Genomic DNA, 25,768 nt, shown 5'->3' on the forward strand with positions numbered 1-25,768 from the left:
GAAAGCTCATTTGTTTATTCAGGCGGCGCACGTGAATGCGTCGCCTGCTTTCAGGAACCCACTGTAATGTCCGGTCAGTTTGAAATGGACGCTCTCTATATGGCGCACGCCCTGCGGCTGGCAGAACGAGGCCGCTACACTACCGCTCCCAATCCGTGCGTCGGCTGCGTGCTGGTCAGGGATGGCCAGATTGTGGGCGAGGGCTGGCACCTTTGGGTGGGAGAGAACCATGCAGAAGTCAACGCCCTGCACGATGCAGGAGACCAGGCGCGCGGTGCTACCGCTTATGTAACGCTGGAGCCGTGCTCGCATCACGGTCGCACGCCACCCTGTTCTCAGGCGCTTGTCGATGCCGGTATTGTCCGGCTGGTGGTGGCCATGCAGGACCCCAATCCGCAGGTCGCCGGACGTGGCTTCAGAATGTGTGAAGATGCAGGTATCGAGATTGTGCGTGGGGTGCTTGAAGCCGATGCCATGGCCCTGAACCGAGGGTTTGTGGCACGAATGACGGGACGTCGGCCCTTTACGCGCCTCAAGATGGCCATGAGCATGGATGGCCGCACCGCGATGGCCAGCGGGGAGTCCCAGTGGATTACCGGCCCGGCGGCCCGTGATGAGGTGCAACGCCTGCGTGCACTGTCCAGCGCCGTGGTGACCGGCATTGATTCTATCCTGTACGACGATAGCCGCCTCACCGTGCGCCTGCCCGAGGCGGGTGAGCCAGCGGTGCCCGTGCCTGTGGGTCGACCTTACCGTCAGCCGCTTCGTGTGGTTGTGGACACCCATCTTCGAATGCCGGTGGCAGCCCGTTGCCTGAGCGAGCCCGGTCGCACGCTGATCGCAACGATTTCCACCGATGAGACAAAGCGGCAGGTGCTGGAACGTGCTGGTGCCAGTTGTATTGTTCTGCCGGCAACCCCGGATGGCCAGGTGGATCTTGAGGCGCTGTGGCGCTATCTGGGTCAGCAGGAAGCCTGCAATGACATCCTGCTTGAAACCGGCGCCACGCTGGCCGGCGCAGCGCTGGAGGCCGGTCTGGTTGATGAGATGCATCTTTTCATGGCGCCGACACTGCTCGGGCCCGAGGCTCGTCCGCTGTTTTCGATGGCGGGCATGACTGCCATGGCACATCAGCGTCATCTTCATATCGAAGATGTTCGTGCGTTCGGTGACGACTGGCGTATTCTCGCCCGGCCCCGTATACAGGGGTAACCCGGTATTGCTGCAAGGTTGGCAGCCCGGCCGCCCGGCAGGTAGGCTGTCCGCCGGTGTGGCGTTCACAGCCCGACAAGGAGCAAGCATGGCCCTTTCACGCATTCAGGACCTGGTCGACGACATTCGGCAAGGCAAGATGGTGATTCTCATGGATGATGAGGATCGCGAGAACGAAGGTGACATCATCATGGCGGCCGAGTGCGTCGAGGCCAGCCATATCAATTTCATGGCGCGTCATGCCTGTGGGCTGATCTGCATGCCGATGCATCGTGACCAGTGCGAGCGGCTGGGCCTGGATCTGATGGTCAAGCGCAACGGGTCGGGCTTTGGCACCAAGTTTACCGTTTCCATCGAGGCGGCCACCGGGGTAAGTACCGGGATTTCCGCGGCGGATCGAGCGCGTACCGTTCGGGCGGCGGCGGCCCGTGGTGCTCGGGCCGATGATATCGTTCAGCCGGGGCATGTGTTTCCGTTGATGGCCGAGGAGGGTGGCGTACTTCGTCGTGCCGGCCATACCGAGGCCGCATGTGACCTGGCGGCCATGGCCGGGTTTTCACCTACCGGCGTCATCTGTGAAATCATGAACGATGACGGCTCCATGGCGCGTCGCCCCGAGCTTGAAGTCTTTGCCGAGGCGCACGGCATTCGCATCGGAACCATCGCGGATCTGATCCACTACCGGATGATGAACGAGAAAACGGTCGAGCCTGCCGGTGAGGAAGTCGTCGAGACCACGCTGGGCGAATTTCGGCTGCACCGCTTTTTTGACACTACGCTGGATACCCATCATCTGGCCCTGGTCAAGGGGACGCCGACGCCGGATACGATCACCACGGTTCGGGTGCATGTATCAGACCCGCTGCGTGATCTGTTGATGCTGAAACGCAGTGGTCAACGTACCGGATGGAATGCGCAGGAAGCCCTGATGGAAGTGGCCAGGGCCGAGCAGGGCGTGATGGTGCTGCTGGATACTCGCAGCACCGGCGGAGATCTCAAGGACCAGCTGGACGTCTTTTTTGAACGTACGCGCGTTCCCCGCGATAACGTATCCGACGGCAGCGGCAGTTACCTGACCATCGGGACGGGCGCGCAGATTCTTCGGAACCTGGGTGTCGGTAAAATGCGACTGCTCAGTTCGCCCTGGCGCTTCTCGGCCCTGTCCGGTTTTGACCTTGAAGTCATAGAACAGCTTGGTGGCGATACCCTCGACGGCCAACAACCGGTAGAATAGCCTCCCTTTATCACCGGATCATCGAACCGCGGCCTGCTGTTGCCGCGGTCAAGGAATACGTGTCATGCAACCTATTGCTCAAGTAGAAGGCCGTTTCACCGAGATCGACGGGCGTTATGCCATCGTCGTGGGCCGTTTCAACCATCACGTCGTGGATAGCCTGGTGGAAGGAGCAGTTGATGCCCTGGTGCGCCACGGCGTCAGTGAAGAAAACATCGACCTGATCCATGTGCCTGGCGCATGGGAGCTGCCTCTGGCGGTCAAGCGGGCCCTGACCTTTCTGGAGCCTGATGCGGTCATTGCACTGGGCGCCGTGATCCGTGGTGGTACGCCGCACTTCGAACATATTGCCGGTCAGTGCAACAGCGCGATGAATACGCTGCAGCTTGAATTCGACACACCGATAGCCAATGGCGTACTGACCGTCAATACCATCGAGCAGGCCATCGAGCGCTCCGGTACCAAGGCAGGCAACAAGGGCGCGGAAGCGGCCATGGCAGCAATGGAAATGGTGTCGCTGCTGCGTCAGTTGGGCGGTATGCGTATCGGAGGTGATGCGTGAGTCAGCCAAGGCCCCAGAAGGCGCCCTCGAAGGCACAGCTGGCACGTCGGGCAGCGCGGGAACTGGCTGTACAGTGTCTCTACCAGTGGCAAATGACCGACAAGCCGATTTCACAGCTGGAAGCCGAATTTCGCGCCCAGTTGCCGGACGATGACATGCCTGCTCATGAGAACTGGGCCGAGGTCATGAAAATTGCCGATATCGCGCTGTTTCGTGAGCTGTTGCAGGGCGTATCCCGCTTCAAGGCCGAGATTGACCAGCTGATTTCGCCGCTTCTGGACCGCAAGCTCGACGAGCTTGATCAGGTCGAGCTGGCGATTCTACGGCTGGGAGCCTACGAACTTGCCAAGCGCCTTGAAGTGCCTTACCGCGTGGCCATCAATGAAGGCGTGGAGCTTGCCAAGTCCTTTGGTGCCACCGATGGCCACAAGTTTGTGAATTCCATTCTCGACCGCCTGGCCCTTCAGCTGCGTAGTGCTGAAGTCAAGGCGCGTCGCCGTTGATCGCCTGCTGACGATGGCGGCTCTCGGCGAGTTTGACCTGATCAAGCGCTGTTTCGTGCGAGCCCTGGGTTCGCGTGATGCAGACGGCTACGCCCGCCACGAGCAGGATGCTGCCGGCGTGGTGCTTGGTCCCGGTGATGATGGTGCCGTGCTGGCACCGCGTCCGGACCATCAGCTGGTGGTCAGCGCGGATACCTCCAATGTGGGTGTGCACTTCCCGGCCGACGCGCCAGCGGACGCCATCGGGCATCGTGCCCTTGCCGTCAATCTGAGCGACCTTGCCGCCATGGGGGCGGTGCCACGCTGGTATACACTTGCCCTGACGCTACCCGATGCCGACGCCGAGTGGCTGGATGACTTTGCCTCCGGGTTGCATCGGCTGGCTGACCGGCACGGCATTACGCTGGTAGGCGGCGATGTGACGCGTGGGCCCCTGTCGATCAGTATTACCGTGATGGGTGAAGTACCTGCCGGTGAACTCATCAGTCGCCATGGTGCTCGTCCTGGAGATGTGCTGGCTGTCACCGGCCCGATTGGCGGGGCGCATGGCGGGCTTGAACTATGGCAGCAGGGGCAACGCGACATGGGCCACCCTCTGATTGCGGCGTATCTTCTGCCGGAGCCTCGCGTGGCCGCCGGACAATGCCTGCGAGGCCTGGTGTCGGCCGGGCTCGATATTTCCGACGGCCTGTGGGCTGATCTGGGGCATCTGTGTCTGGCCAGTGGTGTGGGGGCGCAGTTGATGCCTTCCGTACCTGTCGCCCCCGATCTGGCAACGGCTACCGAGTCCGCCCGAGATGCTGCCGTCTGGCATGGTGGTGATGATTACGAACTGTTGCTGGCTATTGCGCCGGGGCAGTGGGATGTAGCCAACGAGGCAATGTCATCGATTGGCGGCAAGCTTTATCCCATCGGGGAGTGCACGTCCACTGCCGGGATTCATGGCGGGCCGTCATCTGCCGGTGGCTGGCAGCACTTCGCAGGAGACGCCTCATGACGCCTGTACCAAAAAGTATCTGGCGCAATCCGATTCATTTCCTGGCCTTCGGGCTGGGCAGTGGTGCGGCCCCGTTCGCCCCCGGCACCTTCGGAACCCTTGCCGCGATTCCCTTTTACTGGATGTTGAGCTTTCTATCACTGCCGACCTACCTGCTGGTGGTGCTGGTGGCGATGATTGTGGGCATTTATCTGTGTGGACGAACCTCCCGGGACCTGGGGGTGCATGACCATTCAGGCATCGTATGGGACGAGTTTGTCGGGTACTGGCTGACCATGGCGGCCGTGCCATTTTCATGGCAGGCCGCCCTGTGGGGATTTGCCATTTTTCGTGTGTTTGACGTGATCAAGCCCTGGCCCATTCGGACGGTAGACCGCCGGGTGGCTGGTGGCTTTGGCATCATGTTCGATGATGTGCTGGCAGGCGTGTACGCCTGGAGCACCATGCATTTGTGGTTCTGGCTTCACTAGCCGGTGCTGTCTGTCTCTGGAGGGGAAATGAAAAAAGCGGTCGTTTATGGACTGGGTGGCGTCATTATCGTGGGTGCAGCCCTGTGGGTCGGTGGGCATGCCTACAGTGCACACCGGTTTGACCAGGAGTTGACGCGCCAGGTAGAACAGATCAATGCCGCCGACAACGGGATGACAATGGACGTGGCTGATCGGCATGATGGCTGGTTTACCTCGACCGGGGTGTTGAATGTCCGTTATCAACCCGATGCCCAGGCCACTCCCCTGAACCTGCAGGCGCCCTGGACGGCTCATCACGGCCTGCTTTCTACCGGGCTTGACGGCACCCTTGATGCGCGTACCGGCGCTGATGCGCCCTGGGTACTGGCGGATATTCTGGCGGATGGCAAAAAGGCGCATTTCGATGCCACGCTCAAGCATTTTGATCAGAGCGGCAGGGCCGAACTTGAGATGCCGGACATGAAGGCCGATACCGGGCTTCAGATGATGAACATCAACGGGTTGACGATCAGAGCGGATTACACCGACGCCTCTGTCAACGCCACGGCGGATCTGGCAGGGCTTGAGTATCGTGATGCACAGGGGGCCATGACGGCCGGCGCGTCACGTTTCGTGATGGATCAGAAGGGGCCGAGGGATAACCCGGATCACCAGAAATATCACATGACCTCGGACGGGCTTACCCTGTCGGCCAGTCAGTTGATGCCGGTCACGATCGGTGCACTGGAGTTTTCCGGGGAAGCAGTCAGGGATAATGACCAGTGGAATCAGCATTCCAGTGGCAGCCTGAAGGGCATTGAAGCCTCGGGACAGGCGCTGGGTGATATCGCCTTTGAAAGCACGCTTGATGGGCTGGACGCCACGGCATGGCAGGCCATTGCGGCCATTGGCAATGAACATCCGGAGTGGTTCGAGGATACGGATGCCATCACGTCGCAGCGTACGTTGACGGCGATATCTCCGCATGTACTCAAGCTGCTGGCACCGTCACCGGTGTTTACCCTCAAGACCCTCTCCCTTGAAAGCCCGATGGTCAAGGAGCCGGTAGACATGACTGGCCGCCTGACGTTTGACGGACAGGGCATCGACACCATGCCGGCCGATGCGCTGACTACTCCTCAGGGACAGGACGCGTTGATCAATCGGCTGAATGGCACCTTTACTCTGAATCATGCTCCGCCACTGGTAGCGCTGTTTGCAGGGTTATCACCTGATCAGCAGACGCTGGTCTTCCGGATTGATCAGGGGATTGTGACAGTCAATGACCAGAGACTGATGCGTTTGAACTAGTCTGTGAGATGGCAATGAGTTACTGCGCGCTCCTTTCGGGGCGCGTTTTTGTATCCGAGTGCTTGATTGCACACTGTATCGCCCATATTGCTGATCTCATCGAGACATGACATGTCTCCACCAGACCAGGGAAGAACATGACGGATCAACACGACGAGTTTGAAGTACTGATCGACGATGACGGGATGGATACGGCGTCTCCCGGCCAGGGCATGGTGCCAAGCCAGGAATCGCTTCCCGAGCGTCTTTATTTGCTGCCACTGCATAATCGCCCCTTTTTCCCCGCCCAGGTGCAGCCACTTCTGGTCAACATGGCACGCTGGGGTGAGACCATGCAGGCCGTTGCCAAAACGTCACACCACATGGTGGGTGTGGCTTTTGTGGGTGACGGGCAGTCTGACGATCTCAGCGATGATGATTTTCCGACCGTCGGCACGGCGGTGAAGGTTCATCAGGCCAAGCAGTCCAATGAGCAGATTCAGTTCATTGCCCGCGGGTTGCGCCGATTCCGGATTGTGCGCTGGCTGTCTCGGACGCCCCCGTATCTGGTTGAAGTGCAGTATCCCAGGGAAGCTCTCGACAAGCACAGTGACGAGACGCGTGCCTATGCGATGTCGATCATCAATGGCATCAAGGAACTGCTGCCGATCAATCCGCTCTATGGGGAAGAGCTCAAGAATTACCTGCACCATTTCAGTCCCAACGAGCCGGGCCCACTGACGGATTTTGCGGCTGCCATCACCTCTGCAGAAGGCCACGAGCTGCAGGGCGTGCTGGAAACCCTGCCGGTGCTTGAGCGCATGCAGGTGGTGCTTCCGTTGCTGCGCAAGGAAATCGATGTTGCCAAGCTTCAGGGTGAAATCTCCGAGCAGGTCAATTCCAGGATGCAGGAGCATCAGCGCCAGTTCTTCCTGCGTGAGCAGCTCAAGGTCATTCAGAAGGAACTCGGCATTTCAAAGGATGACCGCGACAACGATGTCGATACGTTCCGGGAGCGAATGGAGGGCCTGGTTGTCCCGCCGAAAGTACTGACGCGCATCGAGGAGGAGCTCGACAAGCTGGGAATGCTTGAAACCGGCTCCCCGGAATACGGCACCACCCGGAACTACCTGGACTGGCTGACTTCGTTGCCCTGGGGCGTCTTCTCAAGGGATCAGCTGGACCTGCCTCATGCCCGCAGTGTGCTCAATCGAGATCATGATGGGCTGGATGATGTAAAGGAACGCATCATCGAGTTTCTGGCCGAGGGCACCTTCAAGGGGGATGTCGGGGGCTCGATTCTGCTGCTGGTGGGCCCACCAGGGGTCGGCAAGACCTCGATAGGCCGGTCCATTGCCGAGGCGCTGGATCGGAAGTTCTATCGCTTCTCGGTCGGTGGCATGCGGGATGAAGCTGAAATCAAGGGGCATCGACGCACTTACATCGGTGCAATGCCTGGCAAGCTGGTGCAGGCACTGAAGGAAATCGAGGTACAAAACCCGGTCATCATGCTTGATGAGATCGACAAGCTGGGGCAGTCCTTCCAGGGCGATCCGGCGTCGGCCCTGCTTGAGGTTCTGGACCCGGAGCAGAATTCGGATTTCCTGGATCACTATCTGGATGTGCGTCTCGACTTGTCGAAGGTGCTGTTCATCTGCACGGCTAATCAGCTGGATACCATCCCCGGGCCATTGCTGGACCGAATGGAGCAGATTCGACTCTCCGGTTACATTGCCGAGGAAAAATACGGCATTGCCCGTCACTTTCTCTGGCCGCGTCTTCTGAGTCGCAATAACATCCCCAAAAAGCGCATCAACCTGACCAATGCCGCGCTCAAGCAGGTCATCGAAGGCTATGCCCGTGAATCAGGTGTGCGCCAGCTCGAGAAGCAGCTTCACCGCATTGTGCGCAAGGCTGCCGTGCGGTTACTGGAAAGCGAGGAGGAGACCGTCAAGGTGTCGGTCAATAACCTCGAGGAGTTCCTGGGAGCACCCATTTTTCGTAAGGAGAAGGTACTGCGTGGTGAAGGCGTAGTCACCGGTCTTGCCTGGACATCCATGGGCGGAGCTACGCTGCCCATCGAGGCCAGCTGTGTACACAGCCTGTCACGGGGGCTGAAGCTGACCGGCAAGCTGGGCGAGGTAATGCAGGAATCTGCCAATCTGGCTTACAGTTTTGCCGTTGCGCATCTGGAAGAATATGGTGCGCCAAAGGGCTTTTTCGACGAGGCCTTTGTACACATGCATGTGCCGGAAGGTGCCACGCCCAAGGATGGCCCTTCGGCGGGCGTCACCATGACCACGGCGCTACTCTCTCTGGCACTGGAACGTCAGATTGATCGTCCTCTGGCCATGACCGGTGAGATCACGCTGACGGGACAGGTATTACCAGTCGGTGGGATTCGCGAAAAGGTCATTGCTGCACGCCGCAGTGATATCCCCGAGCTGATTCTTCCTCAGGCCAACAAGCGGGATTATGACGAACTGCCCGAGTATCTGAAGCAGGGCATGACCGTGCATTTTGCGACCAGATACAGTGATGTATCGCGAATTGTCTTCGGGCAATAGCCGGCAGTAATCATTCAAAAGGCCACCCGACAGGGTGGCCTTTTTTTCATGGATAAGCCGACTTCCTACTCGCGATCAACGGCAAGCCCTGCCCAGGACTGGCAGACCGGCATGATTTCGAGGCGGTTGATATTAAGGTGTGGCGGCAGGGTTGCCGCATAAAATACCTGCTCGGCAATATCTTCCGGCTGGATGGGCTCAACACCGCTGTACAGGTTATCACTGGCCTGATGATCGCCTTTCATGCGTACCAGCGTGAATTCGGTTTCGGCCATGCCTGGCGCGATATCGGTCACGCGCACGCCGGTGCCCTTGAGGTCGCAGCGCAGGTTATAGGAAAACTGGTTCACGAATGCCTTGGAGGCGCCATAGACATGGCTGCCCGGGTAGGGCCACAGGGCGGCCGTTGAACTGATGTTGATGATGGCGGCTCCGCGGCCCACCCTGATCAGCGTGTTCAGAAGTGCATGTGTCACGTTGAGCAGGCCGGTAATGTTGGTATCCACGACCGTATGCCAGTCCTCGAGGCTGGCTTCCTGTGCGGGCCCGGCGCCCAGCGCCAGACCGGCATTGTTGACCAGACAGGTAACGTCTGAAAACTCGGGAGGCAAGTCATTGATCATTGCTGTCACGGCCTGGCTGTCACGAACATCGAGAACAGCGCTGTATACCGGTACGCTGTCTTTCAGTTCCGTTTTCAGGTCTTCAAGCCGTTCCTGGCGTCTACCGGTCAGTATCAGGGCCCAGCCGGCGCTGGCAAAGCGGTGTGCACAGGCACGACCGAACCCGGAGGTGGCCCCGGTAATGAACACGACGGGCGTCGACATCATGAATCTCCATTATCAGTGAATACACACAGGTGAGCATAACCGCTTTCTGCCGGCTCTGCGTGCTCCTGGTCTGGTCAAGGGCGCGCGCCCCGTGACAAAATGATTTTGCTGAGACACATGGCAACCCTGTTGCCCGTCATGACGCTGATAATGCGCAGACGAATAAACAAGATGAGGACATCATGCCCGAATATCGCTCTAGAACGACAACCCAGGGTCGTAACATGGCTGGTGCCCGCGCGCTCTGGCGTGCGACCGGCATGAAGGATGACGACTTTCAGAAACCGATTATTGCCGTAGCAAACTCCTTCACCCAGTTTGTGCCCGGCCATGTTCACCTGAAGGACATGGGGCAGCTGGTGGCACGTGAAATCGAGAAGGCCGGTGGCGTGGCGAAGGAATTCAATACCATCGCGGTGGATGACGGCATCGCCATGGGCCACGACGGCATGCTTTACTCGCTGCCGAGTCGCGACATCATTGCCGACAGCGTGGAGTACATGGTGAACGCCCATTGCGCTGATGCATTGGTCTGTATTTCCAACTGCGACAAGATTACCCCGGGGATGCTGATGGCGGCCATGCGGCTGAACGTGCCGGTCATCTTCGTATCTGGCGGGCCGATGGAAGCAGGCAAGACCAAACTGCTGAATCATGGTCTGGATCTGGTTGATGCCATGGTCATGGCGGCCGACGATAGCGTGGACGACGAGACGCTCAACGAAGTCGAACGCAGTGCGTGCCCGACCTGCGGAAGCTGTTCCGGCATGTTCACTGCCAACTCGATGAACTGTCTGACGGAAGCCCTGGGTCTGGCCCTTCCCGGTAACGGTACCACCCTTGCTACGCACAGTGATCGGCGGCGGCTGTTTGAAACGGCAGGTCACCGTATCGTTGACCTGGCCAAGCGCTATTATGAAGGCAATGAGGCGCACCTTCTGCCGCGGGCCATCGGCTCGAAGGCAGCCTTCAGAAATGCCATGACGCTGGATATTGCCATGGGGGGATCCACCAACACGATCCTTCACCTGCTGGCTGCGGCTCAGGAAGCCGAGATCGATTTCACAATGGCCGATATTGACCGGCTTTCACGTGAAGTACCCCAGCTTTGCAAGCTGGCGCCCAATACGCAGAAGTATCACATGGAAGACTGTCACCGTGCCGGTGGCATCATGGCCATTCTGGGTGAGCTTGATCGGGCCGGTGTTCTCGATACGTCGGTGCCTACCGTATATGGCGATACGCTGAAGGCCGCTCTGGATGAGTGGGATATCATGCGTAATCCTACACCGGAAGTAGTGGACTTCTTCAAGGCCGGGCCGGGGGGCGTACGCACTCAGGAAGCATTTTCACAGTCATCCCGTTGGCCGTCACTGGACGGTGATCGTACCAACGGGTGTATTCGCAACCTTGACAATGCCTTCTCCCGTGAAGGTGGTCTGGCCGTGCTGTACGGCAATATCGCCGAGAGTGGCTGCGTGGTCAAAACCGCTGGCGTTGATGACTCCATTCTGGTGTTCGAAGGCCCGGCACATGTGGTCGAGTCTCAGGATCAGGCTGTCGAGCACATTCTTGATGACAAGGTGAAGGAAGGCGAAATTGTCGTAATCCGGTATGAGGGGCCTCGTGGCGGCCCTGGCATGCAGGAAATGCTGTATCCGACCTCCTACCTGAAGTCGAAAGGAATGGGCAAGTCATGTGCGTTGCTGACCGATGGACGTTTCTCCGGCGGCACCTCCGGCCTGTCGATCGGTCACGTTTCTCCTGAGGCGGCTGCCGGTGGCGCAATCGGTCTGGTTGAGCAGGGCGATATGATCAGGATCGATATCCCCAATCGCACCATCAATGTCGATCTTTCCATGGAAGAGCTGGCGCACCGTCGTCAGGCGATGAATGATCGCGGCGAAGATGCCTGGAAACCTGGTATCACCAGGGATCGACATGTGTCGGCTGCTCTCAAGGCCTACTCACTGCTGGCTACCTCAGCAGATCGTGGCGCGGTGCGTGATATTACCAAGCTGGAACAGTTGTTGAGCCAGTAACACCGTTCCCCATAAAAAGGCTCGCCACCGGCGAGCCTTTTTTATCTTTACGGCACATGATCATGACGCAGATCAGTACCATGCTCATTCTGTAAGGGCTCTCGAGACTACGGTACCGAGAAGAGGGCGGGCACTCATATGCGCTGCGGAGTAACCATGTGCTAACCCACCTGATCCAGACGGCTTCAAAATGTGGCCACTGTTTGAAATGACACTTAACAAATTGTCTTGCAGTCGGTTAAAAAGGTGCAAACAACGTCACTGCGCGATATAACTTGGTGATACTGTGTCAATGAAATCTTGTACAGAACTTTGACTTTTGGTCTGGCTTTGTCTAGGTTTACAGTCATAGAGTTGATGCACTCCCTGCCGACAGGATGTTGGCAAAGGACCATGTAAGGTCGAGCTGATTCAAGGGGTCGTTCAGGATGAACACTGCTTCTATCTGCCACGACACCAAGCAGCATCAAGCACCCTGAACGGGGGATAACCTCCCGTGGAAGCTTAAGGATGGAACCATGAACAAGCTGATAGCTACTGCCTTCTGCGCAGCACTTACACTACCGACATTCGCCATGGCCGCTCAGACCGGCGCGAATGACGTAAGCCCGACCGGCGATGGTCAGGAATACATGGGCAGCCAAGCCACCGATACTGCTACTGATGGCAAGACCACCCCCAGCACTATTGGTGACAATACCGGCAACATGGATACTGGTCGTCAGGGTCATTCTGCTCAGATGCAGCATGAAGGCTCCGATGCCAATCCGGATCACGCTGCGCAGCAACCGGTAACGAATACAGGTCGTCAGGGTGCTTCTGCCGAGATGGAAGCAACACCGACCTACGGTAATGATGATCCGACCAAAACCGGTGAGTCTCCGTCAGCACAGTAATTTTAAATGTGTATAAAAAAAAGCCGGCTAAAGCCGGCTTTTTTGTGCTCAGGAAAGCCTACCACCATCGAGCATCGTTGTTTTCACGCGTTTTCAGATATTCCCGCGCCATGAACAATGCCGCAATGGCACGGCCTTCATGCATGTCCTCTCTTGCCAGAAGCGCGCCAAGCTCATCCCACCGCCACCGCACGGTTTCCATCGGTTCGGGTTCATCGCCCGGCAGGGTTTCTTCGTACAAATCCTGAGCGATCACTACCTGTATACGGTAGGACATATAGTTGGGCGCCAGGGAAAGCTCGGTCAGTGGCTCAAGTATTCGTGCCCCATATCCGCATTCTTCCTTGAGTTCACGATTGGCGGCAGTGAGCACATCCTCACCGTTGTCAATGATGCCCTTGGGCAGGGTCAGCGTATAGTCTTCAATACCTGCAGCATATTCGCGGATCAACAGCACGTGCTCGTCATCCGGCATGGCCACTATCATGACCGCGCCGTTGCCTGTGCCTGAGGTACTCAGGCGTTCAAAGCAGCGCTGTTCGCCATTGCTGAACGTCAAATCCAGCGCCTCAATCCGGAAAAGGCGACTTTCTGCGACCGGGTAAACGGCGTCAACGCAGGGTTTTTTCTTCGGCATGGCATTACCTCCTGGCTGTATCCTGTGCCCATGGTACTCAATACCGTAGTACCCGGCATTGAAAACCGGTGCAGGAAAATTCAGCATTCCGGATGAGCCGAATATGACTCTGGCGTCTCGAATGTCAACGCTTACAATGAAGGCTTATTGCCGGGGAGAACAAGCATGATCGACTGGTCGAGTGTCGATACGGTGCTGCTGGACATGGATGGCACGCTGCTGGATCTGCACTTTGACAGCCACTTCTGGCTGGAACACCTTCCGAAGCGTTATCGGGAATTACACAAGCTGGATGAAGCTGCCAGTGAGGCCATGCTGAGTCGAGTCATGGAGCAGTACGGCACACTTGACGGCTATAGCCTCGAGTACTGGTCTCGCGAACTGGATCTCGATATTGTCGCACTCAAGAAGGAGGTGGCTCATCTGATCGGCTTTCGACAGGATGCTCGCGACTTCCTGCTGTGGCTCAGGGAGCAGCATCCACGAGTTGTGCTGGCGACCAACGCGGACCGGCGTGGCCTGGCCCTCAAGCTGCCAATGACCGGACTGGATGAGCTGGTAGACGATATCGTATCTTCCGAAGATATAGGCCATCCCAAGGAGGCCGCCGAATTCTGGTTGCTGCTTGAGGAGCGGCTGGGCTTCGACCCGACCAGAACCCTGTTGATTGATGATAATGTCAGAGTGCTTGAAGCCGCACGCGAGCACGGTATTCGCCATCTACTGGGTATCCTGCAACCCAATAGTCAGTCTCCCCGAAAGGTATTTGCCGAGTTCGTGGCGCTCGACCGATTTGCAGAGACCATGGTGAAATTGCCCTGACTTGTCATTGAGCAGATCAGCCCTCATATCCTGAGTCATGCACACGACATACAGGAGTGCTCATGAGCGACAATGACGTTCGACTGGACAAGTGGCTGTGCGCAGCGCGGTTTTTCAAGACCCGTGGGCTGGCCAAGAAGGCCATTGAAGGCGGCAAGGTGAATTACAACGGCGCGCGCGCCAAGACCAGTAAAATGGTGGAAAAGGGCGCACTGGTGAAGGTGCCGCAGGGATGGGACATCCTTGAAGTTGAGGTGTTGTCTCTTTCCGGCCAGCGCCGTGGTGCACCTGAGGCACGTTTGCTGTATCAGGAAACGCCTGACAGCGAGACCCGCCGTCTGAAGGAAGCCGAAAGCCGGCGCCTGGCCAATCAGGCAATGCAACCGCCCAAACATCGTCCCGACAAGCGGGAGCGGCGACACATTCAGCGTTTTCAGCGTCAGGATACCGAGACCTGACATGGCAGACGCGAAAGAGAAAATTATGGACCATATACAACGATTCATGTTTGACGACACCAATGTACGCGGCGAAGTGGCAACACTTGCCGATACCTTTGGCGAGGTCGTTGCTCGTCATGACTATCCCGCCGGCATTCGACGCCAGCTGGGTGAGTTGCTGGCGGCCGCTGCACTGTTGACTACTACCATCAAGCTTGATGGTGTATTGAGTCTGGAAGTGCGAGGCAAGGGTGCGGCCACTCTTCTGATGGCTGAATCCAACCCGGGGAACGAGGAGCGTGCCCAGTCATTGCGCGCGGTTGCACGGTTTGATGAGCATGCAGATATCGCATCGGATATCTCACTGGCCGATCTGATGGGTGAAGGGCATATCGTGATGACGCTCGACCCCAGGGACGGACAGCGTTACCAGGGCATCGTGGCGCTGGATTCCGACACGCTGGCGGGCTGTCTTGAGCATTATTTCTCCCAGTCAGAGCAGCTGCCGACGCGGCTGTGGCTGGCCGCTGGTGAGCATGCTGCCGGCGGGCTTCTGCTTCAAACCCTTCCGGATGATCAGTCCAGCAAGGACCCGGATGCATGGAATCGTTCGACCAAACTGGCCGAGACCGTCAAGAGCGATGAGCTGCTGTCGCTTGAGCCTACAGAGCTGTTGTATCGGCTTTACCACGAAGAACAGATTCGAGTCTTTGATCCTGCGCCCCTGTCGTTCGGGTGTACCTGTTCTCGGGAACGGTTTGCCGCGGCGCTGTTGAGTATGGGCGAAACCGAGCTGCGCGAAACCCTGGAAACGCGCCAGGCCATTGATACGCAGTGCCATTTCTGTAATACGAGCTATCATTTCTCGGCGGCGGATATCGAGCATCTGATCGAAAATCCCGGCGCCCCATCGCCGACAGTGCACTGAAAACCGACACTGCGCCTGGCATGCGTTGTGCCGTATGTGCATAAGATGTCGCGCCTTCCCTGTCGGCCATTCCCGGCCTCGTGCTTTTTTGCCATACTGGCGGCCCCGTGAAAGGCATGCACTGCGGGATATTTGCTGTAAACCTCCATTAGAGAGGGCAGCGTGGATGTCAGGGCGCATATAATGCCCCTGCTTTACAAGCAAGTACCAACGAGAGAGAGGCCTCACGGCCGAGGATATACATGACGACACAACTGGACAGTTCTTCGAAGCCGCTCGTTAATCTTACGATGCCCGAGCTGGTGGAACAGGCGCTGATGCGCAACGAAGCGCACCTTTCGGTAGATGGTGCACTGGTTGCGGAAACCGGACACCGCACCGGGCGGTCGCCGCGGGACCGTTTTATTGTCGACGAGCCCTCCACCAGCGAATTCATCGAGTGGGGCGCGGTCAATCAGCCGACCACTCCGGCCATCTTTGATGCGCTGTGGGAGCGGGTGGAAGATCATGTCGCCGAAAAGGCCTCTTTTCTGAACGAGCTGCATGTCGGATCGGATCCGGACCATTATCTGCCGATGCGTGTGCGTACCGAATTTGCATGGCATGCGCTGTTCGGCCGTAACCTGTTTGTCCGTCCGCCCCAGTACAATCCGCGCGGCAAGGGCGAATGGGAAATCCTGAGCGCGCCAACCTTTACCTGTGATCCGAAGCGGGATCAGGTCAATGGGGATGGCACGGTCATGATCAACTTTGCGCGCCGTCGTGTATTGCTGGCTGGCATGCGCTATGCCGGCGAGATGAAAAAGGCCATGTTCACGGTGCAGAACTTTCTGCTGCCGGAAAAGGACGTGCTGCCAATGCACTGTAGTGCCAACGTTGGCGAAAACGGCGAAACGGCCTTGTTCTTCGGGCTGTCCGGCACAGGCAAGACCACGCTGTCTGCTGACCCTTCCCGCTATCTGATCGGTGATGACGAACATGGCTGGGGTGAAGGTACCGTCTTCAATATTGAAGGGGGCTGCTATGCCAAGACCATTAATCTGTCCGAGAAGAACGAGCCTATTATCTGGCGAGCGATTCGCTATGGCACCGTGCTTGAAAACGTGGTGCTGGATGACAGGCGTGCAGCGGATTATGACGACACATCTCTGACTCAGAACGCCCGCGCAGCCTATCCTCTTGAGTTCGTGGAAAAGCGGGTTCCTGATAACCGCGCCGGAGAACCTACCGCCGTTATCTTCCTTACCTGTGACATGAGTGGCGTGCTGCCGCCGGTCTCGGTTCTTTCGCCTGAAGCGGCTGCCTATCACTTCCTGTCCGGGTATACCGCCAAGGTCGGGTCTACCGAGATTGGTTCAACGTCACAACTGGAAGCCACGTTCTCTACCTGTTTCGGTGCGCCGTTCTTTCCGCGGCCGGCACATGTGTATGCCGAGCTGCTGATGAAACGTGTCGAGGCTTTTGGGTCTCAGGTATATCTGGTCAATACCGGCTGGACCGGTGGTGCCTTCGGCCAGGGCGGAGAGCGATTCAGCATTCCGACGACACGTAGCGTGATTGCCGCCATTCAGTCCGGTGCTCTGCGTCACGCGGAAACCGAACATGTACCGGGGCTCAACCTGTCTGTTCCACTGGAAGTGGAAGGGGTTGAGTCCCATCTGCTCAATCCGATCAATGCCTGGGAAGACAAGGCAGCGTATCGCGAGCAGGCCGAGGCGCTGATCCAGAAATTCGTGGCCAACTTTGAAAAATTCGAAGGCGTGGACGACGAAATCATCAAGGCTGGTCCGCAGGCCTGATGTCAGTATGAAGTAACAGGAAAGGGGGGAAGACATTGTCTTCCCCCCTTTTTTTGACTGGCTTTTACAGAAGTGATGATTCGCTTAGAACTCTGTCCAGTCATCCTCACTAACAGTATCAGGTACTGTCCTGCGAGGTGGCGTAGCTGTCTTTTGGGCCAGGGGTTTCACAGGTGCTGGTGCCTTTTTCGGTGCTGGTGCTGGTGCTGGTGCGGTCGAAGGTGCAGGGTGCGACGAGGTTTCTGCAACCGTCGGGGCCTGCTTGCTGAGTTTGAACCCGCTGATCATCTGATAAAGGTGGCTTGTCTGTTCACGAAGGTCATCGGCTGCCGCACTTGATTCTTCCACCATGGCAGCATTTTGCTGGGTAATCTGATCCAGCTCGTTGATGGCCAGACTGATTTGTCTGATACCGTCGCTCTGGCCCTGGGATTCACCACTGATGCGGTTGATGGTGGTATTGACTTGTTCAACTCCTTCCAGGATGCGCGTCATGGTTTCGCTGGCCTGTATGACCATCCTGGTGCCATTCTCGGTGTGTTCAGCCGACGTCATGATCAGATCGCGGATGTTTTGCGCAGCATCTCCGGCACGGCCTGCCAGTGTGCGAACTTCCTGGGCCACTACTGCAAACCCTCTGCCATGCTCCCCGGCGCGGGCAGCCTCTACCGAGGCGTTCAATGCCAGCAGGTTGGTCTGGAAGGCAATGCTGTCTATCAGGGTGATGATGTCGCTGACCTTGCCTGCCGAGGTACTTATGTTGTCCATGCTGGCTTCCACGGCTGTCATGGCCTGCTGCCCGTCTCTGGCCAGTTCAGCCGTCTGCTCGGAGAGGCGACTGGCCTCCCTCGCTGCATCGGATGTCTTGTTGACGGCCTGTGTCATGTCTTCCATGGAGGCGGTGGTCTGTTCCAGGTTGGCTGCGGTCTTCTCGGTACGTGACGCCATTTCGCGGCTGCTGCCGGCGATTTCGTTTGCGGAGCCTCGTACATTGGCTGTGCTGTGTTGAACGCCCGAGAGGGTCTCGTCAATGTGCTCGACGAACTCGTTGAAGGCCCTTGCAAGATCACCCAGTTCATCCTGTCGCGAGGCATCAAGTCGCCGTGTCAGGTCGCCTTCCCCATTGGAAATGTCATGGATACGATTGATCAGTTTTTTGATGTTGCGTGTCAGCAGGGTGGGGCCCATCAGAGCGACCACGACGGAAAAAATGAAGGCGGAGCCGGATACGATCCACAGCATGATCATTCGATTCGAGATGTCGCCAAGGGTTTCTGCACCCAGTTGATCAATCTTTTGGTCTGCTGCTTCACCGGCGGTGTCGTAGACGTCTCTAAGACGGGAAAAGGCATCCAGCGACTGGCCCTGGCTCAATGCCGTGGCCGCCGCGGTATCACCTGCGGCCTTGAGGGCGAAGACCTGGCTGGATTGTTGTTTCCAGAGGGCATAGTGTTGCTCGAAATCGCTTACCCGCTCAACCAGGGCCGGATACGCTGCCAGACTGGACTGGTAGAGCTTCATGCGATCGAACGCCTGCTGGGCATTTTCCTCGTAATCTGCCTTTGCATCGGCGGCAGCCTTTGATTCGCTGGGCAGGGAAAGGTAATTCAGTTCTGCCACATGGGCCTGGTACAGATCCCTGTCGGCATTGAGGACGGCGGATACAGCACGGTTGAACGTGCCGCTGAATTCGACCATGCGATCACGAGTGGATGAAATGGTCAGCTCTGCCAGCAGCAGCGTTATCAGCAGTGCGATGGCGACACCCATGAATGCCGCCATGTATTTGGTTTTAAGACTGTTGAATTGAATGGCCATAACGCCTTCCTCAATAAGGTCGGTGCCGATCAGGAGACGCCCTTTTGGATGAGGTCGCGCTGGCACCGGGACAGGGTCGAGTAGAACCTATCGCCCTGGATGGCCTGAATCTTGAGGTTGCCGACCATGGCCGCGGCCTTTTTCATGTTGTGTGGTAGGGTGTTGCCAGCGATAAGGGGATGACCGGGTATGACAATGATTTCAAACGATATAGCAGTACGTATTGCTACAGAACTTGATGTTGAACCTCGCCAGGTCGAGGCAGCCATGACGTTGCTGGATGGAGGGGCGACCGTGCCCTTCGTGGCGCGTTACCGCAAGGAGGCCACGGGGGGGCTGGATGATGGTCAGCTGCGTACGCTGGAAGAGCGGATGCGTTACCTGCGCGAGCTTGATGAGCGCCGGCTGACCATTCTTGAATCGGTCAACGAGCAGGGCAAGCTTTCGCCTGAACTGGAACAGCAGATTCGAGACGCCACGACCAAGCAGCGACTCGAGGATCTTTACCTTCCCTTTCGCAAGAAGCGGCGCACCAAGGCACAGATTGCCCGCGAAGCCGGGCTTGAACCACTGGGGGATCAGTTGCTGTCGGATCCGACACGCGACCCGGACACAACGGCAGCCTCTTTCATCAACGACGAGCACGGGATTGCAACTACGCGTGATGCTCTGGATGGCGCTCGCCAGATTCTGATGGAGCGGTTTGCAGAGAATGCCGAGTTGGTCGGTCGTCTGCGCGATCGCTTATGGACAGATGGCCTGCTTCGGGCTGAAGTGGTAAATGGCAAGGAGCAGGAGGGCGCCAAGTTTTCCGATTATTTCGACCATCAGGAGCCACTGTGCAGGGCGCCGTCACACCGTGCGCTGGCCATGTTCCGTGGCCGTAACGAGGGAGTGCTGACGCTGCGGCTGGAGCTACCTGAAACAGAAGGCGATGTGCATCCTGCCGAAGTGGATATTGCTCATGCTGCCGGGATTAAAGATCAGGGCCGGGCCGCCGATCGTTGGCTTCGTGATGTTGTACGCTGGACCTGGCGAGTCAAGCTGTATACCCATCTTGAAACCGAGCTTCTGGGCCGGTTACGAGAGCGGGCCGAAGGTGAGGCCATTCAGGTCTTTGCGGCCAACCTCAAGGATCTGTTGCTGGCGGCTCCTGCGGGAGCGCAGCCGACACTGGGGCTGGATCCCGGGCTTCGTACCGGTGTCAAGGTTGCTGCCATAGACGCTACCGGCAAGTTTCTGGCTCATGACACCATTTATCCGCATGCACCCAAAAACCAGTGGGCTGACGCTGTCAATGTTCTGGTAGCGCTCTGTGAGCGATGCGACATCGGATTGATCGCTATCGGTAATGGAACCGCCAGTCGTGAAACCGATCGCCTGGCGGGCGATGTGGTCAAGCAGCTAGCGGTGCGTGGGCGACAGGTCAACAAGATCATCGTCAGTGAAGCTGGTGCATCGGTATATTCGGCCTCGGCACTGGCGGCCAGCGAGTTTCCGGATCTGGACGTGACCATTCGGGGGGCCGTGTCGATTGCCCGGCGTCTGCAGGATCCGTTGGCTGAACTGGTGAAAATTGATCCCAAGTCCATCGGCGTTGGGCAATATCAGCACGATGTTTCGCAGATGCAGCTTTCAAGGTCACTGGATACGGTGATCGAGGATTGCGTCAATGGCGTGGGGGTAGACCTCAATACGGCGTCGAGTGCATTGCTTCGGCGTGTTTCGGGGCTTAACGCCAATCTGGCCGATAGCATCATCGCATGGCGCGATCAGCATGGTGCCTTCGATGAGCGGCGCCAGTTACTGGAAGTGTCACGGCTTGGGCCCAGAACATTCGAGCAGTGCGCCGGATTTCTGCGCATTCGGGAGGGCCGGAATGCCCTTGATGCCTCTTCCGTGCATCCGGAAGCCTATCCGGTGGTCGAGCGTATCGCCAATAGATATCAGCGCCAGGTTGGCAGTCTGGTAGGGGATGCTGCATTTCTGGGACAGCTCAAGGCGGTTGATTTTACCGATGAACAGTTTGGCCTTCCTACGGTCACAGATATCCTGAAGGAGCTGGTCAAGCCCGGTCGGGATCCGCGCCCCGAATTCAACTTTGCCCGTTTTCAGGACGGAGTGGAGGAACTCAAGGACCTTCGTGCCGGGATGGTGCTCGAAGGCGCTGTTACCAATGTGACGCATTTTGGTGCCTTTGTGGATATCGGTGTGCATCAGGATGGCCTTGTACATATTTCTGCCTTGTCGCACACGTTCGTCAAGGACCCCCGTGAAGTGGTCAAGGCCGGTGACATCGTTCGAGTAAAGGTGATGGATGTCGATATACCGCGCAAGCGAATCGCGCTTAGCATGCGCCTTGATGACGATGTGGTTGAACGGGCTGCTGAAGACAAGGGGCGCTCGCGTCGTACTCCGTCGCGAGCACCGCAGGAAGACAAGCCGGCAGGCGCACTGGCTGCAGCGCTTTTAAAGGCGGGCGCGCGCGAGCAGTAAGGTGCTTGAAAGCAGAAAAGTTAGCGTCATAATGAGCGGCATGTTCAAGCCTGATACTGTCAGGTTTGACCCTGTCTAAAGAGAGCCCATGGGCTCGATCCGAACACGAGGGCCCCCTGTGGCCCTCCCTGAAAGAAGGTGCCTCTCTTGTCCGAGTCACTCACCGGTCATGTAAAGGCGCTGCGAAATGCAGCGCGTCAGGGAATGTTTCGTCGTATTCGGCGCGGCATCGAGAAGGAAGGTCTGCGAGCCGATGCCCAGGGGCGTATCAGTGCGGTGCATCATCCGCACGGACTGGGGTCAAAGCTGACACATCCGCATATCACGACGGATTATTCCGAATCCCTGCTGGAATACATCACGCCTGTTTATTGCCGCCCGAAGGATGCGCTGGCCTTTCTGGGCGATCTGCATCGTTATACCTTCCGCCAGCTGGACGGTGAATGGGTATGGCCTGCAAGCATGCCCTGTCGTCTGTCAGGCAACGACAGTGTGCCGATTGCTGATTACGGTTCTTCCAACAGCGGTATCATGAAAAAGGTCTATCGGCATGGCCTGGACGCCCGCTATGGGCGCATCATGCAGTCCATTGCGGGTATCCATTACAACTTTTCCCTGCCGGATGCGTTGTGGCCGGTGCTGCAGAGCCTCGAAGGGGCTGAGCACGTCTCTCTGGAAACCTTTAGATCGCGGCGTTACTTCGATCTGATCAGAAACTTCCGACGTAATAGCTGGTTGCTGCTTTATCTCTTCGGTGGCTCGCCTGCCATCGACGAAAGCTTTCTGGACGGGCGTGATTCGGAACTCCCGCGGCACGGCAAGCGGACACGGTTATCCTCGAGCGCCTGTAGTCTGCGCATGAGTGATCTGGGCTATCAGAACAAGGTACAGGATCAGCTTCGTATCTGTTTCAATTCGCTCGAAAATTACATAAATACACTTCGTCATGCCATTACGGCGCGCTGGCCTGCCTATGAAGCGCTGGGTGTTCAGGATGAGCAGGGCGAATGGAAACAGCTCAACGCCAATATTCTCCAGATCGAAAACGAGTATTACAGTGACATTCGTCCCAAGCGGGTCGCTCGTCACAACGAAACGCCTACGCAGGCCCTCGAGGCTGGTGGTGTGGAGTACATCGAGGTGCGTTGCCTGGACCTCGACCCGTTCGAGCCCCTGGGGATCAGCGAAACACAAATTCGGTTTCTGGATGCGTTTCTGGTCTGGTGCCTGTTGTCACCGAGCCCGAAGGTCTCTGACCGCGAGTGCGATCAGCTGGATCTGAACCGTACACGGGTTGTGGCTCATGGCCGTGACCCCGAGCTGACACTGCTTGTGGATGGGAATGAAGTATCCATGCGCGATCAGGCCCGTCATGTTCTGGGATCCATGGGCGCGGTAGCCGAGTTGCTTGATGAAGGTGATGCCGGTGCACCGCATCAGGCGGCCATCACGGCGCTTGCGCCGCTTCTGGATAATGCCGCGCTGACTCCGGCCGGCCGAATGGAAGCGGCATTGCGTGACAGTGGTGAGGAATTCACCGACTGGGCGCTTTCACAGGCGAAAATGTATACCGATCGGCTGGCTGCCGAACCGATGGATCGGGCGCGTGAGTCATTACTGAAGGAGCTGACTGACACCTCTCATCAGCAGCAAGGGGACATTGAGCAGGACGAAACCGTCGATTTTGCGACCTTTCTGGAAAGCTACTTTGAGAAAGCCAGTGAACCTCGTGTAGCGCGCAGGGACTAAGCAGTGACGACACTCCCAGACAACGACGGTATATGGATACGCCAATGAGTTCGCCGATAAAGGCAGGTACAACACGACGAGAGTGCGGGCTGGGTGCCGTATTCTGCGCGCTGATGCTTGGCGCCGCCCTGATCATGCAGCATGGCTTCGGACTTGATCCGTGTCCGCTGTGCATCTTTCAACGCGTTGCGGTTCTGGTGGCGTTGATCATTCTGTGTATTGGAGCGCTTCATAATCCCAAAGGCAGGGGCGGGGCGGTGTATGGCGGCCTGGCACTGGTGTCGGCGCTGGTGGGTGCGGGCATTGCCGGCCGCCATGCCTGGCTTCAGACACTGCCGCCGGATCAGGTGCCCACCTGTGGTCCCGGGCTTGATTACATGATGGAGGTACTTCCGTTCTGGAATGTTATTTCCCAGGTGTTGTCCGGGTCGGGAGAGTGTGCTGAAGTATCCTTCCGTTGGTTGGGCATGACCCTGCCGGTATGGACTCTGATTGGTTTTACGGTACTGGCTGTGATCACCCTCGGCATTATGGTGCGTTCACTGCGCCGTGCCTCGTGAATGAATGAAAGGAGAGCCGGTTATGTTGAAACAGTGGGCAAGTGCTCGGGAGTGCTGGGGTGGTGTTCATACACTGATTGATCGGTGGCTTGAGCAGCGAGGTGAGCTGCTCGAGCATTACGCGGCGCTGGAGCGGGCCTGTGACAGTGACCTTGAAATCGCTGACCGCGCTTTGGTTGACCGGTTCGGTGAAGCACTGGTGGATTACGTCAGTACCGGACACTTTGAGCTTTATCCCCGCCTTTGCGAGGAGTGCCGGCTGTTCGATGATGAGGCCGCACTTCAAACGGGGCATTTGTTGCTTGAAAACATGGATCCGTCAACGCAGCTGGCGCTGGATTTTAATGATGCCTATGCCGATGAGACTTCCTTCAAGGAAAACCGCCTGCAAATCACGGCCTGGCTTGACAGGCTGGCGCGTGTTTTGAAGGACCGCTTTGCACTGGAGGATGTGTTGATTGCAAGGTTGCATGCCGACCATGCGGACGTGTCCGACAAGGTGTCCGGGTGACAGGTGACCGGCGGCAATGAAAAGGGGCGGTGCCTATGGCACCGCCCCTTTTCATGTCCTGCCATTGTTCAAATCGGATCTCTCAGGCTCATGATCCGCCAGCCTGCCTTTTCGGCGTATGCTCTCAGGTGTTCATCCGGATCGACGGCAACCGGATGATCAACCTGCTTCAGTAGTGGCAGGTCATTGCGGGAATCACTGTAGAAAAAGGCATCTTCAAGTGACATGTCATGCGCTTCGAGCCACTGTTCAAGCCGTGTAATCTTGCCCTCTCGAAAGCTGGGTACGCCGGTAGGGTTACCGGTGTATCTACCCTCAATTTCTTCCACCTCGATGGCAATCAGGTCATCCACACCGAGACGCTCTGCAATCGGTCCGGTAATGAATCGATTGGTGGCAGTGATGATCAGCAGGTAATCACCATTGGCCCGATGCCTTGCCAGCAGCTCCTCGGCCCGGGGAAGAATGATCGGTTCAATCACCGACGCCATGAAGTGCTGATGCCAGGCGGCAAGCTGTCCACGAGAGTGTGATGCCAGTGGTGCCAGTGAAAAACGCAGATAAGCGTCAAGGTCCAGGGTCTCGTTGATATAATCCTGGTGAAAGCGGTCGTTGGCAGTGCGATATTCAAGCGGGTCGACAGCGCCTTGCTCCACCAGGAATTCGCCCCAGGCGTGGTCGCTGTCTCCGGCAATCAGGGTATTATCGAGATCAAAAATGGCCAGTCGCACGCATGGCTCCTGTAGGCTTGAGTAAAAGAAGAATGCTCAAACAGTGGTTTTACGTGATTATGTCAAACAGGCCAATTGTTTAATACTTGTCAGTGGCTGTTGATGGGCTTTCAGGCTTTGTGGAAAAATGCCCTTATTGTATTTTTAAAAGGGGATACTCGTGATCGACCCGGACGGCTTTCGCCCTAACGTTGGTATCATCATTGCCAACGCCAGCGGGCAGGTACTCTGGGCTCGGCGGGTAGGACAGGATGCCTGGCAGTTTCCGCAAGGTGGCATCAAACCGAATGAATCACCCGAGCAGGCGCTTTATCGTGAGTTGAAGGAAGAAATCGGATTATGCCGAGACGATGTTGAAATAATGGCTTGTACCCGAGGCTGGCTCAGGTATCGGCTGCCTCAGCGCATGATACGGACTCACTCAAGGCCGCTTTGCATCGGGCAAAAGCAAAAGTGGTTTTTGCTCCGGATTCGATGTCAGGAAGCCAGCATTTGTGTCGATACTACGCCCAAGCCCGAGTTTGATGGTTGGCGGTGGGTAAGTTACTGGTACCCACTTGGACAGGTAGTGCCTTTTAAACGCGAGGTTTACCGTCGTGCGCTGCGTGAGTTGGCACCCAGGTTGCCGTGCAGGGATGCAGCGTTGATAACTTCTCCGTACAGGGTGTCGGGGTAGCAACAAACGGGCATGCGCA

General features: G+C 57.5%; 23 protein-coding genes. 19 read left to right on the forward strand and 4 right to left on the reverse strand.

Annotated elements, in window-relative coordinates; genetic code table 11:
• Positions 1-66 precede the first annotated feature (66 nt).
• The 8 genes from ribD to lon all read left to right on the forward strand — a co-directional run bounded on the left by ribD (position 67) and on the right by lon (position 8,814).
• Positions 67-1,212: a bifunctional diaminohydroxyphosphoribosylaminopyrimidine deaminase/5-amino-6-(5-phosphoribosylamino)uracil reductase RibD gene (gene ribD / locus NAT21_RS13515; protein ID WP_250939230.1), complete on the forward strand. Its 1,146-nt coding sequence runs from the start codon at positions 67-69 to the stop codon at positions 1,210-1,212.
• Positions 1,213-1,300: 88 nt separating this feature from the next.
• The gene (ribBA, locus tag NAT21_RS13520) at positions 1,301-2,446 is read left to right on the forward strand and encodes a bifunctional 3,4-dihydroxy-2-butanone-4-phosphate synthase/GTP cyclohydrolase II (RefSeq protein WP_250939232.1); all 1,146 of its coding nucleotides are present in this window, start codon (positions 1,301-1,303) and stop codon (positions 2,444-2,446) included.
• A 64-nt stretch (positions 2,447-2,510) separates the two neighbouring features.
• A complete protein-coding gene (gene ribH / locus NAT21_RS13525) occupies positions 2,511-3,008 on the forward strand; it encodes a 6,7-dimethyl-8-ribityllumazine synthase (protein ID WP_250939234.1) in 498 nt (165 codons plus the stop codon).
• On the forward strand, positions 3,005-3,511 hold the full coding sequence (gene nusB, locus NAT21_RS13530) for a transcription antitermination factor NusB (RefSeq protein WP_250939236.1): 507 nt from the start codon (positions 3,005-3,007) through the stop codon (positions 3,509-3,511). Before ribH ends, nusB begins: the two co-directional genes overlap by 4 nt.
• Complete coding sequence (gene thiL, locus NAT21_RS13535) at positions 3,483-4,508, forward strand: thiamine-phosphate kinase (protein WP_250939237.1); 1,026 nt, start codon at positions 3,483-3,485, stop codon at positions 4,506-4,508. The genes nusB and thiL overlap by 29 nt, the downstream gene beginning before the upstream one ends.
• Positions 4,505-4,978 carry a phosphatidylglycerophosphatase A family protein gene (locus NAT21_RS13540; protein WP_250939238.1) on the forward strand — a complete coding sequence of 158 codons (474 nt, stop codon included), beginning with the start codon at positions 4,505-4,507 and terminating at the stop codon, positions 4,976-4,978. Before thiL ends, NAT21_RS13540 begins: the two co-directional genes overlap by 4 nt.
• A gap of 27 nt (positions 4,979-5,005) precedes the next feature.
• Positions 5,006-6,268: a DUF945 family protein gene (locus NAT21_RS13545; protein WP_250939239.1), complete on the forward strand. Its 1,263-nt coding sequence runs from the start codon at positions 5,006-5,008 to the stop codon at positions 6,266-6,268.
• A 185-nt stretch (positions 6,269-6,453) separates the two neighbouring features.
• Positions 6,454-8,814 carry an endopeptidase La gene (lon, locus tag NAT21_RS13550; protein WP_250939382.1) on the forward strand — a complete coding sequence of 787 codons (2,361 nt, stop codon included), beginning with the start codon at positions 6,454-6,456 and terminating at the stop codon, positions 8,812-8,814.
• A gap of 65 nt (positions 8,815-8,879) precedes the next feature.
• On the opposite strand, the gene NAT21_RS13555 is transcribed toward lon, so the two are convergent.
• Positions 8,880-9,644, reverse strand: a complete 765-nt coding sequence (locus tag NAT21_RS13555) for an SDR family NAD(P)-dependent oxidoreductase (RefSeq protein WP_250939240.1) — start codon at positions 9,642-9,644, stop codon at positions 8,880-8,882.
• Positions 9,645-9,826: 182 nt separating this feature from the next.
• On the opposite strand from NAT21_RS13555, the gene ilvD reads away from it, so the two are divergent.
• Both ilvD and NAT21_RS13565 read left to right on the forward strand, forming a co-directional pair.
• Positions 9,827-11,686, forward strand: a complete 1,860-nt coding sequence (gene ilvD, locus NAT21_RS13560) for a dihydroxy-acid dehydratase (protein WP_250939241.1) — start codon at positions 9,827-9,829, stop codon at positions 11,684-11,686.
• A gap of 518 nt (positions 11,687-12,204) precedes the next feature.
• Positions 12,205-12,582 carry a hypothetical protein gene (locus tag NAT21_RS13565; protein WP_250939242.1) on the forward strand — a complete coding sequence of 126 codons (378 nt, stop codon included), beginning with the start codon at positions 12,205-12,207 and terminating at the stop codon, positions 12,580-12,582.
• A gap of 58 nt (positions 12,583-12,640) precedes the next feature.
• Here the strand turns inward: NAT21_RS13565 and nudE are convergent, their stop codons facing one another.
• Positions 12,641-13,219: an ADP compounds hydrolase NudE gene (nudE, locus tag NAT21_RS13570; RefSeq protein WP_250939244.1), complete on the reverse strand. Its 579-nt coding sequence runs from the start codon at positions 13,217-13,219 to the stop codon at positions 12,641-12,643.
• A gap of 165 nt (positions 13,220-13,384) precedes the next feature.
• On the opposite strand from nudE, the gene NAT21_RS13575 reads away from it, so the two are divergent.
• The 4 genes from NAT21_RS13575 (at position 13,385) to NAT21_RS13590 (ending at position 17,208) form a co-directional block, all read left to right on the forward strand.
• Complete coding sequence (locus NAT21_RS13575) at positions 13,385-14,041, forward strand: HAD-IA family hydrolase (RefSeq protein WP_250939246.1); 657 nt, start codon at positions 13,385-13,387, stop codon at positions 14,039-14,041.
• A 62-nt stretch (positions 14,042-14,103) separates the two neighbouring features.
• Positions 14,104-14,499: an RNA-binding S4 domain-containing protein gene (locus tag NAT21_RS13580; RefSeq protein ID WP_250939248.1), complete on the forward strand. Its 396-nt coding sequence runs from the start codon at positions 14,104-14,106 to the stop codon at positions 14,497-14,499.
• 22 nt (positions 14,500-14,521) lie between these two features.
• Complete coding sequence (gene hslO, locus NAT21_RS13585) at positions 14,522-15,409, forward strand: Hsp33 family molecular chaperone HslO (RefSeq protein WP_250939383.1); 888 nt, start codon at positions 14,522-14,524, stop codon at positions 15,407-15,409.
• A gap of 242 nt (positions 15,410-15,651) precedes the next feature.
• Positions 15,652-17,208, forward strand: a complete 1,557-nt coding sequence (locus NAT21_RS13590) for a phosphoenolpyruvate carboxykinase (RefSeq protein WP_250939250.1) — start codon at positions 15,652-15,654, stop codon at positions 17,206-17,208.
• A gap of 84 nt (positions 17,209-17,292) precedes the next feature.
• Here the strand turns inward: NAT21_RS13590 and NAT21_RS13595 are convergent, their stop codons facing one another.
• Positions 17,293-19,026 carry a methyl-accepting chemotaxis protein gene (locus NAT21_RS13595; RefSeq protein ID WP_250939252.1) on the reverse strand — a complete coding sequence of 578 codons (1,734 nt, stop codon included), beginning with the start codon at positions 19,024-19,026 and terminating at the stop codon, positions 17,293-17,295.
• 189 nt (positions 19,027-19,215) lie between these two features.
• Here NAT21_RS13595 and NAT21_RS13600 point away from each other — a divergent pair, with 189 nt between their 5' ends.
• The 4 genes from NAT21_RS13600 to rsd all read left to right on the forward strand — a co-directional run bounded on the left by NAT21_RS13600 (position 19,216) and on the right by rsd (position 24,342).
• Complete coding sequence (locus tag NAT21_RS13600; RefSeq protein WP_250939254.1) at positions 19,216-21,522, forward strand: Tex family protein; 2,307 nt, start codon at positions 19,216-19,218, stop codon at positions 21,520-21,522.
• Between the two features lie 147 nt (positions 21,523-21,669).
• Positions 21,670-23,271 (forward strand): glutamate--cysteine ligase, encoded by a 1,602-nt coding sequence (gene gshA, locus NAT21_RS13605; protein ID WP_284732815.1) that lies wholly within the window; start codon positions 21,670-21,672, stop codon positions 23,269-23,271.
• 44 nt (positions 23,272-23,315) lie between these two features.
• Entirely contained in the window at positions 23,316-23,831 is a 516-nt protein-coding gene (locus NAT21_RS13610; RefSeq protein ID WP_250939256.1) for a disulfide bond formation protein B, read from the forward strand.
• A 22-nt stretch (positions 23,832-23,853) separates the two neighbouring features.
• On the forward strand, positions 23,854-24,342 hold the full coding sequence (rsd, locus tag NAT21_RS13615) for a sigma D regulator (RefSeq protein WP_250939258.1): 489 nt from the start codon (positions 23,854-23,856) through the stop codon (positions 24,340-24,342).
• A 68-nt stretch (positions 24,343-24,410) separates the two neighbouring features.
• Here the strand turns inward: rsd and NAT21_RS13620 are convergent, their stop codons facing one another.
• Positions 24,411-25,073 carry a histidinol-phosphatase gene (locus tag NAT21_RS13620; RefSeq protein ID WP_250939260.1) on the reverse strand — a complete coding sequence of 221 codons (663 nt, stop codon included), beginning with the start codon at positions 25,071-25,073 and terminating at the stop codon, positions 24,411-24,413.
• A 160-nt stretch (positions 25,074-25,233) separates the two neighbouring features.
• Here NAT21_RS13620 and NAT21_RS13625 point away from each other — a divergent pair, with 160 nt between their 5' ends.
• A complete protein-coding gene (locus tag NAT21_RS13625) occupies positions 25,234-25,749 on the forward strand; it encodes an RNA pyrophosphohydrolase (protein WP_250939262.1) in 516 nt (171 codons plus the stop codon).
• Positions 25,750-25,768: the final 19 nt, after the last annotated feature.

The sequence above is a fragment of the Larsenimonas rhizosphaerae genome (assembly GCF_023700005.1).
Taxonomy (GTDB): Bacteria; Pseudomonadota; Gammaproteobacteria; order Pseudomonadales; family Halomonadaceae; genus Larsenimonas; species Larsenimonas rhizosphaerae.

What these genes read in the sequence shown, in the direction of transcription:
- NAT21_RS13545 (WP_250939239.1), top strand. Translation starts at nt 5,006, where the DNA reads ATGAAAAAAGCGGTCGTTTATGGACTGGGTGGCGTCATTATCGTGGGT.
- NAT21_RS13590 (WP_250939250.1), top strand. Translation starts at nt 15,652, where the DNA reads ATGACGACACAACTGGACAGTTCTTCGAAGCCGCTCGTTAATCTTACG.
- NAT21_RS13595 (WP_250939252.1), bottom strand. Translation starts at nt 19,026, where the DNA reads ATGGCCATTCAATTCAACAGTCTTAAAACCAAATACATGGCGGCATTC.
- NAT21_RS13565 (WP_250939242.1), top strand. Translation starts at nt 12,205, where the DNA reads ATGAACAAGCTGATAGCTACTGCCTTCTGCGCAGCACTTACACTACCG.
- NAT21_RS13580 (WP_250939248.1), top strand. Translation starts at nt 14,104, where the DNA reads ATGAGCGACAATGACGTTCGACTGGACAAGTGGCTGTGCGCAGCGCGG.
- NAT21_RS13555 (WP_250939240.1), bottom strand. Translation starts at nt 9,644, where the DNA reads ATGATGTCGACGCCCGTCGTGTTCATTACCGGGGCCACCTCCGGGTTC.
- ribD (WP_250939230.1), top strand. Translation starts at nt 67, where the DNA reads ATGTCCGGTCAGTTTGAAATGGACGCTCTCTATATGGCGCACGCCCTG.
- rsd (WP_250939258.1), top strand. Translation starts at nt 23,854, where the DNA reads ATGTTGAAACAGTGGGCAAGTGCTCGGGAGTGCTGGGGTGGTGTTCAT.
- NAT21_RS13600 (WP_250939254.1), top strand. Translation starts at nt 19,216, where the DNA reads ATGACAATGATTTCAAACGATATAGCAGTACGTATTGCTACAGAACTT.
- NAT21_RS13610 (WP_250939256.1), top strand. Translation starts at nt 23,316, where the DNA reads ATGAGTTCGCCGATAAAGGCAGGTACAACACGACGAGAGTGCGGGCTG.
- ribBA (WP_250939232.1), top strand. Translation starts at nt 1,301, where the DNA reads ATGGCCCTTTCACGCATTCAGGACCTGGTCGACGACATTCGGCAAGGC.
- NAT21_RS13540 (WP_250939238.1), top strand. Translation starts at nt 4,505, where the DNA reads ATGACGCCTGTACCAAAAAGTATCTGGCGCAATCCGATTCATTTCCTG.
- ribH (WP_250939234.1), top strand. Translation starts at nt 2,511, where the DNA reads ATGCAACCTATTGCTCAAGTAGAAGGCCGTTTCACCGAGATCGACGGG.
- nudE (WP_250939244.1), bottom strand. Translation starts at nt 13,219, where the DNA reads ATGCCGAAGAAAAAACCCTGCGTTGACGCCGTTTACCCGGTCGCAGAA.
- lon (WP_250939382.1), top strand. Translation starts at nt 6,454, where the DNA reads ATGGATACGGCGTCTCCCGGCCAGGGCATGGTGCCAAGCCAGGAATCG.
- ilvD (WP_250939241.1), top strand. Translation starts at nt 9,827, where the DNA reads ATGCCCGAATATCGCTCTAGAACGACAACCCAGGGTCGTAACATGGCT.
- NAT21_RS13575 (WP_250939246.1), top strand. Translation starts at nt 13,385, where the DNA reads ATGATCGACTGGTCGAGTGTCGATACGGTGCTGCTGGACATGGATGGC.